Below are 15,423 nucleotides of genomic sequence, written 5' to 3'. Positions count from 1 at the left end.
GATTAGTATGCTAATTTGAATCTTAATTTTGAGCTTTGCCTTCAACAACTTTAGCGCCTTGACGAACATTAAAAACGCCATCAACCACTATGCGTTCGCCGGCATCAACCCCTGATTCTATCACTACATTGGTTCCGGTTTTTAGACCTAGTTCAACAGGGCGGGTCTCGGCCATACTGCTATCATTTACAACATATACATTATAAACGCCTAGCTGATCTTGTACAGCTTTAAACGGAATAATAACTTGCTCAACTTGTGATGTGCTTTTTACATTGATAGTTAAATTCATCCCTGCGCGTAAAGCATTTTGGGTATTATTAAATGAAGCGCGAACTTTAATAGTTCCTGTTGTAGGATCTACCGCGCGATCAATGATTGCTATTTTTCCAGATTGAGTATAGCTTTCACCTCCAGGAAGTGTAACGGTAATCTCGGTTGAAGATTTTCCAGTTTTATAGGCGTCAAATTCAGAGATTTCGCGCTCACTGATTTGAAACTCTACAGCGATGGGATTAATGGAACTTATCGTGTTTAACAATGTGGTACCTGCGCTAACTAGGGCGCCTGCACGCACTTGAGATATGCCGACGGCTCCACTAAAGGGCGCTCTTATCACCGAGCGTTGTAAATTGGTTTCTGCGGTAGTTAAAGCAGCCTGTGCAGATTGAATTTGCGCTTTTTGATTAGTAACATCTGTCAAAGCATAGTCCAATGTTTGTTTAGCAATTGCATCGCTTTCAGAGAGCTTTTGATAACGCGTTAAATCCTTATTAAAGCGATCCAAAGTACTCTTTGCAATCTCTAAGTTTGCTTTAGCTTCGTTTACTGCAGCTTGGTATCTAATATGATCTATCTCATACAGGGCTTGACCTTTAGATACGGATGCTCCATCGGTGACATAGATTTTAGTGATATACCCGCTTACCTCGGCAAACATTTGTGTCTCCTGCATTGGCACAACGCTGGCAGGATAGGTTTTAATTCCCGAGACAATTTCTTTTTGAACAATGGTTGTGGATACTGGAACAGCTTGTTGCTGCTGACTGCTTGCTTTTTGCTGCTTATCTGATTTGTCCTGCGAGCCACATGACTGCAAAAACAGCCCAGAAGATGCTATTATAAGTGCGAAAATTATATGATTCTTATTCATGGTTACTATATAACGTGTTTGATTTGGTTCTTTAGTTTCTTGCTATATCTACGGTGCCTAATGCCTTTTGTATATCTAGCTTGCTTGCAAGAACAGCGTAAAGTGCATTTAAATAATTTATTTGACTGGTCTTCAAATCTGTCTCTGCAGTCATTAAGTCCAAATAAGTTTTTATTCCTGCATCGTATTGCAATTTGATGGTATTATAGACATCTTCCGAGAGATCCATATTGTCTTTAGAGTTTCTCCACTCATTCATATTGGATCTGTAGCTAGCCATCCCAGCGGAGTATTCTGTACTGATTTGATTCTCTAAGTTCTTTAAATCCCATTCAATTCTTCTCTCTTGTAGTTCTGACTTCCTAATCTCTTGGATACGTTTGCCGCCTGTGAAAATGGGCATAGTTAGGGATAATCCCACCGAAGAACTAGGAAAATTATTAGCAAATAATTCGCTGAATCGATTGTTAAAGTAGTTTGCATTATACAAACCGTAAGCACTCAGTTCGGGTAAGAATTGCCACTTCTGGTACTGTGTATTTAGCTTTTGGATGTTTTTGGATGTTTCTGCTTGCCGGTATTCAACTCTATTTTCATAGCTTACATTTTGCGAAGTATCAAGCAAGATATTGCTTTCCATAGATTGATTTTCGAACGATAGGCTAAGTGCTTCTTTAGGGTGTAATCCTAGTAGCATTTTTAAGTAATCATACTTGTAGTCGAGCATCTCTGTGGCCGTTTTAAGTTCGGCTTTGGAATTATTCAGAGATATCTGTGCTCTTTTGTAATCTGTTTTATCGACTAGTCCAGTCTCGTAGCGGGCATTTGCCTCAGAATACTGCCGCTCGAGTCGCAGAATATTTTCTTTGATAATATTGATGGATTCTTCCGAGGTAAGTATATCGTAATAAGCTTTACTTACATCTACCACGGTATTAATCTCGGTGTCCTCGATATTTTGATCATTCTGCTGACGCACGTATTTTGCAGCGCGAGAGGCCTGCATTAAACTAGGACTTAAGATGGACTGATCAGCTCGCAATGATAAGTTTCCCGTGTTTCTTTGACCCATCTGTATGACGTTTCCATCAATAATTGCAATAGGAATTTGGATATTTCTAACTACTGATCCAGTTGCACCAATTTGAGGAAACCATCCCGAAAGTGCAGAAGCGATTTCTCTCTCTCCGATAGCTTTATCTATATCAGCTTGTTTCAGCTCAATCTTATTCTCCAGAGCAAATTCTATGACTTGATCCAGAGTAGCATTTTCAGGCAATTTTTTCTGAGTTGAACGAGCCTGACCGTATGACATACTCACAATAAGCATTGTAAATATGGGTGCTATTAATAATTTTTTCATCATACCACTTCTAAGCTTTGATTCCATCCCAGATAATTTTGATTATATCTTCACGCTCTTTCTGATCGGTCTTGTAAAAACCATATGTTTCCATTCTGACATACGATTTTGCAGAACCAATAAATAGTGGCATCAGAGTGGGGAATCCCAGTTTCTTGATAACCTTTTGCTCAATCCCATCTTTCAAGAAGCTTCGAAGTCGGTCAATACCATAAAAGCTTATCTTCTGTGATTTTTCTAAAAGCTCGTAATACGGTGAGGAGTAGAACTGCTCGTCGAACCAAAACACCTCTGTATTGGAAAGATAGTAATCAACAACTCTATTCCATATCTCGAAGAATTTTTCTTGATAAGTTAGGCCCTCGGTTTCCGCAAAAACATATTCTATGCATTTCTGGCGGTGGTAAATGAAAAGCTCTGTTATTAGTACGTCCTTGGATTCGAAGTAATGGTAAATTGTACCTGCTGCTACCTTTGCATTTGTAGCGATTTGGCTCATAGGAGTTCCATGAAATCCTTTTTCATTGATAAGCTTTAAAGTGCTCTCAAATATTGCCTCTCTTTTGTCTATTATTTGATCGTTCATTCGGTTGCAAATCTAGTTATTTTATATATCAGCAAATGTCAAAATTTTGTTATCTAACGCTGATCGACAAATTGTGTTTAATAAATGACAGTTTTATGTTTCTAATGTGGATCGATAAATACAGAATATCGTATCAGAAGTTATCCGATATGCTAAAGGATGCATTTTTGTAGAAAGAAAAGCTATCAAATCTTTCTGTAGCAATAAGTGAAAGTAATTCTTAGTTTAAAGCTTGCAGGTGATAGATTTAAAAATTCCCTAAGTTTAAGTTATATTTGTTTCATTACCCAGCAGGTTGACGGCGAATTTATTCCGAAACTATTCGGTTATAAATATTTCGACCAAGATTGAAATCTTAATAAGCCTTGATTACCTTCTTGCTTTGATCTTGCTGGATATGTAAAAAAAGCTGGAAAAGTTATCAGAATAATATCTGTACTTGATCGTAACACGACTAAAATCAAATATATCTCGTTGTGAAAACAGTATTTTTTACCAATCATTTTATTTGTAGATAGTTATTCTACAGATTTGGTAAACATCAAAACCTAATTTATCAATTACTTAACCGTGAAAACTGTATTCAAGATAAAACTGTTCTATCTATAATAATTTCAGTTGTGTGCCCAGCTGTTCATTATTATTGTCGTCCTTATTTTTAGCATCATTAACTCTTTTATCTACAGGCCAGCCATCTAGCAAATCGTTAGAAACACGATTTAATAAAGAAAGACGGGTCTGCTTTTCCACACTGGGTTCTAGCCATACCATTGCTTCTGAGGCAGATAGTATACAGGGCATACGGTCATGAATTTGTCCAATAAACTCATTTGCTGGCTGCATAATCATCGTACAGCTTGGAATCATCATATCTTTCACCGGATCTTTCCAAGTATCCCACAATCCGGCTAAATAAAGTGTCTGAGCGTCTTTACGTTGAAAATAGTAAGGTTGACTAGGTGTTTGCCGTTTGTCAAATTCGTAGAATCCATCAACAACAAATACGCAATGCCTACGACCAATCAAGGTTCGGTAACTTGGCAACGTATGCATAGTTTCAATACGCGCGTAGGTTGTAGAAAATTTTGGTGGCTCGATGCTGCCTGCTGGAATTAAACCCCAGCGGATATAGTGAAGTTTCCCTGGACGGGCGTCTATTATGACAGGCATCTCTGTGCCAGGAGGTCGGTTTGTATCTTTTGCTTTGTTTTCGCCGCCTAATTGTAAGCCAGCTTTTGCGGCAAGCTCTTTTGCCTCACTGATCAATGTTCTTCCACACATAAATCCCCTTCTCCCTATTGGTAATTAACTGATTTATAAAATTTTATGAAACTTTAATAATGTCTTCCCACCGCGTTGTATATCCAGCGCTTAAGTGTTCATGTTTTAAACGCCACTGCTTCTTATAACCCTCACTTGCTATACGTACAGTACCTCGTCCATAAGCCATGTTTAAATGATCCAATATTTCCGATAACTTATCAGCTTTAGGATCATGCCGTTGAAATAAATGGAATTGTAGTTCATGCTCCGGAATTAGGGCTGTGGCAATAACGCCGGCTTTTCTATATTTAATACCATACTGAAATAACATTCGAGCAACTCTGGTCGCAGCAGCTACTATATCTAGCGTATTATTACTGGCTATTGGTAGTCGGTGGGTGTGTCTAGGGTAATGTTGAGGATGATCTTCTCTATGTTTATTGGTTAAAAGAAACACTTCTAAAAACTGACAACACATCTTTTCCGTTCTAAGCTTTTCTGCTAATCGCGAAGCATAGGCAGTCACAGCTTCGCATAATATGTCAACTTGTTCGATATATCCGCTAAATGATCTTGTAACGGATAAGCCCTTTGCCTTTGGTGGTGGATCGCCTAAGCTAAGCATAGGGCGCCCCCATAATTCGTTCCATAAGCGCTGACCTTGAATAGTCATATGCTGCTTGAACCAGCCTTCAGGAAGATCTCTCAATTGGCCAACAGTTTGTATGTTCAACGCTGCCAGTTTTTGATAATACTGGCGCCCAACTCCCCAGAGATCTTCAACAGGAAATTGTGCTACTGCATTAGTTATATCATCTGATGTCGAAAGCACACAAGTTCCACCACTTTTTTTGGCAATTTTATTTGCCATTTTCGCAAGTGTCTTGGTGGGAGCAATGCCAATTGATACGGGTATACCTGTATTTTTAATAATCTCTTGCCGCACCAGAACCACATAATTATCTAAGTTGTCCATTCCTCCAGCCCATGCAAAACACTCGTCAATACTATAGGGCACAACCGTTGGAAACCACCTAGATAAGTTGCTCATCACGCGTTCTGACAGATCTCCATATAGCACGTAATTACTAGAGAAAACATGTATATCAAGTTTTTTAAGTAGGTCACGTATTAAAAATTCTGGATCTCCCATACGGATACCCGCTAATTTAGCTTCTTCGCTGCGAGCTATAACGCACCCGTCGTTATTTGATAATACGACAATAGGTAAGCCCTTTAGAGCAGGGCGAAACAACCGCTCAGCCGAAGCATAAAAATTATTACAATCACAAAGCGCAAACATTTCGATACTTACCCTTTAATAAACCCTTAGGCATTACATTGTAACACACCGCAATCACTACTCCCCAAACTTCTAAATTAGCATCTTTAGCAATAGGGTCTATACCATTACTAGACTGCAAACTAGCAGCACCACAAGGGGAGAAGTTTAAACTCCTGCAAAGCAATTTACCTTGCCAGCAAGCGATGACTATAGCACCGTCAATTGCGCGCAGAGAGCGATCTACAACTAGCAATGATCCATGAGGAATTTGAAACCCTGACATAGTATCACCATCCATTCGAAAGTAGAATGTGCAATGTGGATCTATAACAAGAACATCGCTGATATCTAATCTTCCTTCCAGATAGTCATCGGCAGGAGATTTAAATCCTGATATTGTTTGTTGTGCTCGCTGCTGAACCTTCCTAATCATAATGCAAAGTTATGCTAAAAAAATTAGTAAAAAGATAATACTTATTAAATTTAGGTCGCTTTTAACATTTGTTAGTTCGATAGCCTAAAAAGCAGTAATATTTAGAGGTATAAAAATGTTGACCCGATGCATTATTATGACCGATATATTTTTTAAAATCTTATTTACTATCACCATCTATATAACGGTAAAGCACTCTCTATTCAAAATCATAGATCCCTAAGGAACGTGAGGTCATTCGACATTTGAAGCTTTAGATTTTACCTTATCAAATATTAATTAATCAATGTATGTCATAATAAACTTCAATAAAGGATCATTTTTTTTCACTAATTATTTTAGTATATTTGTTATCTGTGAAGATGTTTTGATCCTAGAATTAAGGTTTGATTAAGCATTTGAACTAGGATTTTACCATACAATATTAAAGCGATAGCATCCGTGTCAGTATGTTATTTTTTGCTTATAATTAAATGTTGTGACGCAAAGCCATATGAATAAAAAAGTACTAATTTTTGAAGATGATAGCGCTACAGCAGAATTATCTGGTATCATCGTGAGCCAGCTCGGTTTTGAAGTTGCTTATCGAAGTGAAACTAATGACGTACTAAATGATGTACTGATAGAAAAGCCTGATCTAATTATTATGGACAATTGGATACCAGGCCAGGGAGGCTTATTATCTGTTGAATTGCTAAAACAAACTTCTGAGACATCTCATATACCCATCATCTTCTATTCTGCAAATACAGATTTTGCCAATCTGGCAACAAGCAGTAAAGCAGATGCTTATCTTATAAAGCCATTTAATTTAACGGATCTTGAAGCTATGATCGGCAGATTAATATTTAGTAATGATAAATAAGTATTTAACTTTTAAGAAGCACTAAACATTGGCTTAACATATGCGTTTATAGTGTATCTCATTTATACTATAGAAATTCAACAGTTATGCCGGAATATGCGAAGGCTTTAAGCAAAATATTTGGAACTGCTTTAGACGCCTCATTCGATGGCGTAGTAATTACAGATAATAATCAGCCGGACAATCCTATAATATATTGCAATCAGGCTTTTTGCGATATCACAGGGTATAGCATGGATGAAATAGTCGGCCACAATTGCCGCTTTCTTCAAGCCAATGATAGAAATCAAAAAGTTCGCAAGACCATTGCTGCCGCTGTTAAAGAAGGCAAATCATGTCAGGTAGATATTCGCAACTATAAAAAAGATGGATCACTTTTTTGGAATGAACTATCTATTTCACCTGTACATGACGAAAATGGAAATATCACTCATTTTATTGGCATTCAAAACGATATCTCTCGACGCAAACAGGCTGAGCATAATTTAAATTTGGAGCGGGAAAATCTTGAAAAAAGAGTGAATGAACGAACTAAGGAGTTGCAGGAGCATGAGCAGTTTTTAAAAGGAATTGTGGAAACCATACGCGAAAGCTTGATTGTACTTGATCCTGAGCTCAATATTGCTCTAGTCAACCGACATTTCGAAAAATTCTTTAAAGTCAATTCAAATGAATTAGTGGATCACAAATTGACTGACGTTTTGGAAGGTTCTTGGGATATCCCTGAGTTGATTAACCTATTGCGAAATGTATTACCAGAACATAACCCTTTTGAAGACTTTGAGGTTGTTCACGATTTTCCTTACATCGGAAATCGTAGGTTGATGCTCAATGCATCTCAGATAACCGTGGGGGAAACTTATCAGAACTGGATTCTTTTGGCTATGGAAGATGTTACGGAACGTTATGTGATAGAAAAGAAGAAAGACGATTTTATCGCTATAGCAAGTCATGAGATGAAAACCCCAATAACGGTCGTAAAAGGAAATTTGCAGCTGCTTGAGCGTATGCTCAATAAAGGGGAAACTGACGGATACCAGCCACGATTAAAACAAGCTACGGATTCTCTTGAAAACTTAAGTCGTTTAATTGCAAATCTATTGGATACCTCGATGCTTACGTCTGGATCAACAAGACGGTCTTCCGAAGTGGTAAGTATTGCAGAAATTGTTAATATTACTTTAGGGGAAGTTTCAGAAGTATATAGCGATCATGATTTCGTGCTATATGGTAATTCAGATCTTAATGTAGTAGGTGATAGAAGTCAACTCTCGCAGGTAATTACCAATTTGCTTACTAATGCTGCTAAGTATTCAAAGGATACCAAGCAGGTTATCCTTCACATCGGACGCGTAGGGAATTTTGCGAAAATATCTGTTACGGACACGGGTATTGGTATAGCCAAAGAAAACCATAAGAGAATATTTGATCGCTTTTACCGCGTATCGGCAAATGACAACAACTATTTTGGGGCTGGTATTGGATTATATATATCTCAACAGATTATCTCCGACCACGGCGGAACGATCTGGGTAGAAAGTGAGATTGGACAAGGATCCGTTTTCAGTATTACTATTCCACTCTCCCTGTAATCAAAATATTAAATGGAAAACCACGAAAAATTTATGCAAAGTGCAATAGCACTGTCCGAGAAAAATCTAAAAACATTGCATGGCGGTCCTTTTGGATGCGTGATAGTCCGCGACGGTAAAGTGTTAAGCGCTGAATCAAATTCGGTGACCTTGGATTGCGATCCAACAGCCCACGCTGAAATAAATGCAATACGTGCAGCAGCTAAAAAGATTGGTAAAGCGGATTTGAGCGGTTGCACGCTATACACCTCCGCAGAACCATGTCCGATGTGTGTTAGCGCGATATATTGGGCAAATATCACCGAAGTTTATTATGGCAACACAAAGCGAGATGCTGAGTGGGCAGGATTTGGAGATCAGTTTATATTCGATGAGTTGCAAAATAAGAGTGAAGAGCAGTCTGTTACATTTACACGTCTATGCGCCAGCGATGCGATAAAAGCTTTTGAGAGGTGGACAAAAATGTCGCGTGAGGCCAAAGGTGATGTAAAAGAAGGATCGAGATGAATTTTATTTTGTTAGTAAAGAAATTCAGAGTGCTTAAGTATATCGAAACTTGGGTCTACTGGGAACATCCAACTATGAAAAAAGAATTTAATTTAATTTTCGATCAAAATCGATAGGAAATAGAAATGTTAATTATAATCGCGAGAACGATGTTTTACATACCTTAATAAATTTAAACAGCAGATTTTGCTGTCTGAAAAATGGGGTACTTACAATGGGCTTTAAAAATCTAAATTTCTGTACAGATCATATAGGATACTACGAAAGGTACGGGTTTGTTTATATTGGAGATGGTTACCATCCTTGGGGCGAAACGTCACGTATTTATCAGAGTATTTTGTAAGAAGCATAGCTACATGTTTTACTATCGAAACATTGGTTTTATGAGAAGGATTTGTTCCGAATTACTTGGCAACTTTTATCTACCTTATATCTGTAGATTTTTTGGGATCGTTACATACTTACAGAACATAGCATGATTCTTTAAAACTCTTTTTATGGTCCTTACTTACGCGAATTCTCTGCCCATTATAACACATTTTTAGCAATTTTAAACTTCATAGGATGACTTCTCCTTCGTGTTGTAGCCATTACACTTCTTTGATCATCGTAGAAGCCCCCACCACGGAACACGCGATATGATCCATATATTTCCGTATCGTACAAGTCCGAACACCACTCCCAGACATTACCTAGCATATCGTAAGACCCCATTTATTTGGCTCCCTTTGCCCCACGATATGTGTTCTATTATCAGAATTACCTTTATATCAAGCTATAGATTCCAATTCGCCGTACCTAATCCCAGCAGAGCCTGCCTTACAGGCATATTCCCACTCTGCCTCTGATGGTAAACGAAATCCATTTGATAACTTATTTTCCAAAATGTCTTTACTATCAATATTGTAATACGGTTGTGATAGAATCTTGATGATCTGTGATTCGCTGAACTTGCTTTTTTTCATTGTCCCTAAATAATAAAACTACATTAATAATCGTAGCTCATTTAAGTGAAGATTACACTTCCACGTAAATAACTTCATCTGTTTATAATAACAAACGTAGTTGGGATTTGAAAGCACTATTGATTGTAGTGAAAATTTTTCTGACGAGATCATAAAACTGTGAACCTCATATTTGAGTGTTATCGAAACTATTGAATTTTTAAATCAATAATTTACATGCTGCAATTGAATTGGAAAAAGCAAATATCTGCTTTAGATTTAGTCTAAATTATTATATATTTGCCCATCTATTTATGAAAAAGTTACATAAGGCATTAGTGTCTTTAGCGTTTTTATCAGCGGCAGTAGGACAGAATTTAAGGGCGCAGTCACCACAAGTCGACACGACCAAACGGGTACAAATTCAGGGAGTAGACGTATTACGGCAAAAGAAAGCGGCCGATTTGCGTCGTTCGCCTTTCGCGGCCGATGGTATTGACATGCAGCCATTACGCTCGCAAAATCTTGATCTCAACCGCGTGCTCGATCGCCTGCCGGGTATACGTGTGCGCCAAAGTGGCGGACTAGGTAGCGAGGCATCTTATACTATTCATGGGCTCACGGGCAATGCAATCCGGTTTTTCGTAGATGGAATCCCTATCAACAATCTTGGCTCTGCTTTTGGCCCAGGAAGCATTCCGTCAAACTCTTTAGAACGAATAGAGGTATACAAAGGTGTAACACCAATCGAATTAGGTAGCGATGCTCTTGGTGGCGCAATTAATTTGGTAACACGGCAAGATGTAGAGAATAATCTGGAGCTTTCGTACGCTGCCGGATCATTCAATACCCACCGTGCGACGCTATCATCTAACTATAGATCTAAGAATCAAAAAGTCTTTGCACAGCTCAATGCTTTTGGGAACTCTACGGATAATAACTATGAAGTATGGGGGCCAGGCGTAGCCATTGCTGGTGCCGACGGCAGGATTATTGAAAACTTACGTTTCAAGCGTTTCAACGACGATTATCAAAGTATAGGCGCCAAAGCTACAATCGGTCTTCGCGAACTGGCTTGGGCTGATCTTCTTTCAGTTGGGCTGTATGCTTCTGGTAGTGATCGCGGCATACAGACGGGGCGTACAATGGCTTTCGTATATGGTGCAGTACGATACCATGATCGTTTTCTGATGCCCAATGTGAGGTATGTAAAGCGAAACTTGGCGAATGGTAAATTGGATATCGACGTATTTGCAGGCATCAATTCATTGCGCGGAACGACGACAGATACCAGCAGTAATAAATTTAATTGGGCAGGTACTATTATAGATCCCAATGTGCAAGGCGAATTAAATGGCATCAGGGCACAAAAGTCTATCTATCAGTTCAGAGACCGCAATTCGCAATCAAGAATAAATGCCAACTATCGTTTTTCGGAACAATGGCAAACGCGATTAGCCTACAACGGAAGCTGGGCACGCCGTGATGGTTCTGACCAATTAGGCGTAGCCGAATGGACCATCCCATTGCGGGAGCCGCAACATATGAACAAAAATATTTTGGCGGCAGCCGTAGAACACAACAATAGAGATAAAACTTTTCAACAAATCATATCATTTCGAGCCTTTCAGTATCGCGCCGAATCGGTGGCGTATGAATATTCTGGAAACTCCCAGCGCGAGCTTGTGCCGATCACTAGCGACGATTTGCTATGGGGTGGTAGCTATGCCGCGCGTTGGATTCCAGCAAAGGATTGGGCACTAAAAATGTCTTTGGAAAATAGTATTCGCCTACCCGAAACGGTCGAGCTTTTTGGTGATGGTACTACGATTTTAAATTCGCCTAACCTGCGTCCTGAAGAGAGCCAAAACCTAAATGCGTCTGTTCAACGTAGCTTTGGATGGAGCGATGAAGTGAGATTGGAAACCTCGGGAACTTATTTCTTTAGGAATACCCAAAATCTCATATGGCTTGGTGAAGGTGATTTGTTTGGCACCGCTCGCTATGAAAACTTGGAGAAAATACGTAGCCAAGGATTTGAAGTAGAGGCACGGTTGAATATCCGAGAAAGGTTCTTCTGGACGTTAAGTACCACCTATCAGGATATCCGCAACAAACAACGTTTAACGCCTAGTGGATCTTCCAATGTGGTGTTCAATGATCGACTGCGCAATATGCCATACTTCTTCGCCAATAGTGAAATCAGAATGCAGGCCATTCAAGCCGGAAAATCCAAATTTCTAAGTGCGTACCTTAATACGCAATACATTGAGAAATTCTATTTTGGTTGGCCTAGCTTAGGCAACCGCGCAACAAATGCTTTTGTACCACGCCAGTTTATTCAGGATGTGGGCGCTGCTATGACTTTTGAAAACCTTGGCTTAACATTGGGTGTCGACTGCTACAATCTGTTCAATCAACAAGTGTACGACAACTACTTATTGCAAAAACCAGGTCGCTTCCTTAGCCTTAAAATCACGTATCATATCTCTAATCCTTTTTAATATTTCAATATTATGAACAAACAGTTTATAAGAAGACGCTTGAATTATGCAGCGGCATTCCTAATGGTGCTCAGCACGCTAACTATCTCCTGTAGCTCAGACGGACCAACAGTTGATCCAGATGAAAATGCCGAACGTTCGTATACCGTTGGCGCTTGGGCTCCTGATGGATCGCAATACTTGGCGCAAACCTCTTCATTGACCGAAGGTGAGTTAAGCTTTGTAGGCAATGGTTTGCAGGCAAATGGCTCTAGATACTTGTGGCACAAAAACCACGTATATGTGATGAATCTAGTCCTAAGACAATTTATCCAATATGAGATGAATGCGGATGGCACGCTTACGCAAAAAGGCGCTATTGCCGTAGATGGTGTTGTACCCAATTACTTTCAATCACTGAATGTGGCTGATGATAATACCTTATTGGTATTAGGGTCTCAAGAGCAAGGTGCTAAAGGTGCAGCAGGTTGGGCTCGTATTCGTGTTCCTGAATTTGTCGTGGAAGCGCGCGGTACATTAAATGTGCCGTATAATGCAGCAACTCCAGCTGTAGAGTTTGCCGTAGGACGCGGATATGTCGACGGAAATAAATTCGTTATGGGTGGTTATTATTATGACTACGAAAACAAAGGGTATACTGCAAGTGGTGTACAGGCGATGGTGTATGATTATCCATCGATGAGCAATATGCGTGTGATTACTTCGAACGTGACCAATGCAGGGATCGGCTATGATTATCTATCATCACTTACAAGCGATGAACAAGGCAATCACTACTTTGTTGCAAGTGCAGGTCGTTTCTGGACTGGGCTAGGCGGCAAATCTGGTGTAGTTCGTATCAAAAAGGGTGAAGAGCGTTTTGATCCAGATTACTTTCTTGATGTCACTACACCATTGGGCAAGCAAGCATGTTTAATGGGAATTAACTACGTAGGCGGCGGTATCGCATTTGGTACGGTGCAGTACGAAGAGATGATGACTTCTGTACGTGATCGGTTAGGTAATGTAGGGCAGGTCGTAAAATTGGATTTGGCTAACAAACAGGTTACCCTGATGAATACACCACTTAGTCCAGTTAGTATGGTACGTTCACCATTAGTTATAAATGGCAAATACTACACAGCAATTACACCAACGGATGGTGCTGCTGCCATTTACGAATTTGATCCTGCTGGAGATGCTAATGCTGCAAAACCTGGTCTAAAATTGCTAACTGGAACAACAGTGAATCTGATTGCGCCACACCCAGCAAGATAAAAAATACCCAGAACTACAAGAAGAGCGGTAATTGAGCCGCTCTTCTATTGGATGACCAATCCCCCCCACATCATTACCAATTTTATGACAAAATCGTCTGTGCGAAAGCCAAAAAAAAGAAAGTCGACCTTTCGGAAAGTCAGCGAATGGCTGCATCTTTGGCTGGGTCTTTTCTCGGGCATAGTTGTATTCGTGGTCTGCTTTACCGCGGCTATTTGGGTTTTCCGAGACGAAATTGCTTATTTTACCATGCCATTCAATAGGGTCGAAAAGCAAGATCTGCCATTGGATCGCCCATCGGCTTATCTCGCAGTGGCGCAAGAGTATCTTGATAGTCGACCTACAGTCGAAAAGTTTGAAGTAGCTGCCATTACGTACAGAGAGCCAGGAGAGAGTTTGCTAGTAGAGTATGCTGATGCTACGAAGCATATTCCACATGGCAATATACACCTCAATCCTTATAGCAAACAGTTTATATACGACGAATACTTTGAGGATAGTAAGACGCTGCAATTTATTTATTTCATCCGTGCTGGTCATCGTTTCTTTTGGTTGCCACCCGAAATTGGAAGTCCATTTGTCGGTATCAATTGCCTGATATTCTTGGTGGTGTTGATTACTGGAATCATCTGGTGGTATCCAAAAAAATGGAATAACAGTACGCGAAAAAAGAGCTTTAGTATAAAATGGAGTGCCAAGTGGAAACGTCTCAATATAGATCTGCACAATGTGCTGGGCTTTTACACGCTTATTTTTGCCTTTATCCTGACGTACACTGGTGTTTACTATAGCTTCGACTGGTTTAAAGCAGGTTATCATACCTTATTAGGCGAAGGTAAAACTGTGCTTACGGCTGACAAACAAATCTCGGAAGAATCGACCAACTCAGATGTAAACATTCACCCGTGGGATGCGGTTTGGCAGAAAGTTTACCAGCAAGAAGGTAAATCCGAAGGGCACAATAAGATTGGCTATCCACGAGGAAATAGAGATATGGTTTATATGCTATATAATCCGGTCCCAGGCAAATTCTATGGCGCATACACCCGTATGTTCCATGCCGCAACATTAGCAGAAAATCCCAAGAGAATTCCTTTTGGACGAGAAGGAAATATGGAGTATGCTGAACTTAATCCTAGTCAAAAATTGATCAGACTAAATTTTGATTTACATCTTGGTACCATTGGTGGGCTATCTACAAAAATTTTGGCATGTATCGTTTCGCTTATCTGTGCCTCGCTACCTATCACCGGTTTCATCGTGTGGTACAACCGAAAAAGAAAACAAGATTTAATATCTACAAATCATCTATCGGCAACAACTTTACCTTAGTTAAAATAGAATATACTTTTCAAACACATAAAGATTATTGTCTCACAAAACGAACAATATTCCTGAAATAAATCCTATCAAGAATTTAAAGAATTTTATATTCCAATGTTTCAAAGACTTATAAGAACTGTATTCAGTACATTGTATTCGTTCAGATAGAAATGAAGATTAGGATGAAGATATTTGTTGTAGAGGATGATAATGCATAAGAGACTTGTTGGAGACCCTACTAACTGACGCAGATTTCTTGTTCAGAGTTTTGAAAGCATAGCAGCCTTCAGTAATAGAGATTGCACATCGCAGATCTATATCTATTCGATGTTATGTTATCTGATGATT

Annotated in this window: 14 protein-coding genes; 6 read left to right on the top strand and 8 right to left on the bottom strand. The window is 39.4% G+C overall.

From position 1 onward, the window contains the following. Window positions 1–22 precede the first annotated feature (22 nt). The 6 genes from GKO22_RS04925 to GKO22_RS04900 form a co-directional block, all read right to left on the bottom strand. A complete protein-coding gene (locus tag GKO22_RS04925) occupies window positions 23–1,153 on the bottom strand; it encodes an efflux RND transporter periplasmic adaptor subunit (RefSeq protein WP_166332985.1) in 1,131 nt (376 codons plus the stop codon). Window positions 1,154–1,184: 31 nt separating this feature from the next. After that, the gene (locus tag GKO22_RS04920; protein ID WP_240920134.1) at window positions 1,185–2,519 is read right to left on the bottom strand and encodes a TolC family protein; all 1,335 of its coding nucleotides are present in this window, start codon (window positions 2,517–2,519) and stop codon (window positions 1,185–1,187) included. A 7-nt stretch (window positions 2,520–2,526) separates the two neighbouring features. Further along, a complete protein-coding gene (locus GKO22_RS04915; protein ID WP_166332984.1) occupies window positions 2,527–3,102 on the bottom strand; it encodes a TetR/AcrR family transcriptional regulator in 576 nt (191 codons plus the stop codon). A 603-nt stretch (window positions 3,103–3,705) separates the two neighbouring features. Further along, window positions 3,706–4,383 (bottom strand): SOS response-associated peptidase, encoded by a 678-nt coding sequence (locus GKO22_RS04910; RefSeq protein ID WP_166332983.1) that lies wholly within the window; start codon window positions 4,381–4,383, stop codon window positions 3,706–3,708. A gap of 43 nt (window positions 4,384–4,426) precedes the next feature. Beyond that, complete coding sequence (locus tag GKO22_RS04905) at window positions 4,427–5,668, bottom strand: Y-family DNA polymerase (RefSeq protein WP_166332982.1); 1,242 nt, start codon at window positions 5,666–5,668, stop codon at window positions 4,427–4,429. Beyond that, a complete protein-coding gene (locus GKO22_RS04900; RefSeq protein WP_166332981.1) occupies window positions 5,652–6,083 on the bottom strand; it encodes a S24 family peptidase in 432 nt (143 codons plus the stop codon). The genes GKO22_RS04905 and GKO22_RS04900 overlap by 17 nt, the downstream gene beginning before the upstream one ends. Before the next feature lie 493 nt (window positions 6,084–6,576). Here GKO22_RS04900 and GKO22_RS04895 point away from each other — a divergent pair, with 493 nt between their 5' ends. From GKO22_RS04895 to GKO22_RS04885, 3 genes are all read left to right on the top strand, one after another. After that, a complete protein-coding gene (locus GKO22_RS04895) occupies window positions 6,577–6,948 on the top strand; it encodes a response regulator (RefSeq protein WP_166332980.1) in 372 nt (123 codons plus the stop codon). An 86-nt stretch (window positions 6,949–7,034) separates the two neighbouring features. Beyond that, window positions 7,035–8,540 carry a PAS domain-containing sensor histidine kinase gene (locus GKO22_RS04890; RefSeq protein WP_166332979.1) on the top strand — a complete coding sequence of 502 codons (1,506 nt, stop codon included), beginning with the start codon at window positions 7,035–7,037 and terminating at the stop codon, window positions 8,538–8,540. A 12-nt stretch (window positions 8,541–8,552) separates the two neighbouring features. Next, on the top strand, window positions 8,553–9,047 hold the full coding sequence (locus GKO22_RS04885; RefSeq protein WP_166332978.1) for a nucleoside deaminase: 495 nt from the start codon (window positions 8,553–8,555) through the stop codon (window positions 9,045–9,047). 528 nt (window positions 9,048–9,575) lie between these two features. On the opposite strand, the gene GKO22_RS16730 is transcribed toward GKO22_RS04885, so the two are convergent. Together GKO22_RS16730 and GKO22_RS16725 are read right to left on the bottom strand one after the other, a co-directional pair. Next, on the bottom strand, window positions 9,576–9,746 hold the full coding sequence (locus tag GKO22_RS16730) for a formylglycine-generating enzyme family protein (RefSeq protein ID WP_262886488.1): 171 nt from the start codon (window positions 9,744–9,746) through the stop codon (window positions 9,576–9,578). Between the two features lie 71 nt (window positions 9,747–9,817). Beyond that, window positions 9,818–10,012 carry a formylglycine-generating enzyme family protein gene (locus GKO22_RS16725; protein ID WP_262886473.1) on the bottom strand — a complete coding sequence of 65 codons (195 nt, stop codon included), beginning with the start codon at window positions 10,010–10,012 and terminating at the stop codon, window positions 9,818–9,820. Between the two features lie 293 nt (window positions 10,013–10,305). Here GKO22_RS16725 and GKO22_RS04870 point away from each other — a divergent pair, with 293 nt between their 5' ends. From GKO22_RS04870 to GKO22_RS04860, 3 genes are all read left to right on the top strand, one after another. Then, window positions 10,306–12,495: a TonB-dependent receptor gene (locus GKO22_RS04870; protein WP_166332977.1), complete on the top strand. Its 2,190-nt coding sequence runs from the start codon at window positions 10,306–10,308 to the stop codon at window positions 12,493–12,495. Between the two features lie 12 nt (window positions 12,496–12,507). Further along, the gene (locus GKO22_RS04865) at window positions 12,508–13,752 is read left to right on the top strand and encodes a DUF4374 domain-containing protein (RefSeq protein ID WP_206367820.1); all 1,245 of its coding nucleotides are present in this window, start codon (window positions 12,508–12,510) and stop codon (window positions 13,750–13,752) included. Window positions 13,753–13,836: 84 nt separating this feature from the next. Next, on the top strand, window positions 13,837–15,084 hold the full coding sequence (locus GKO22_RS04860; RefSeq protein ID WP_166332976.1) for a PepSY-associated TM helix domain-containing protein: 1,248 nt from the start codon (window positions 13,837–13,839) through the stop codon (window positions 15,082–15,084). Window positions 15,085–15,423: the final 339 nt, after the last annotated feature.

Origin of the sequence: Sphingobacterium chungjuense, from assembly GCF_011316935.1 — a bacterium.
GTDB classification, from domain to species: domain Bacteria; phylum Bacteroidota; class Bacteroidia; order Sphingobacteriales; family Sphingobacteriaceae; genus Sphingobacterium; species Sphingobacterium chungjuense.
The sequence above is the reverse complement of the archived record's forward strand: the minus strand, read 5'-3'. Positions and strand labels throughout refer to the sequence as shown.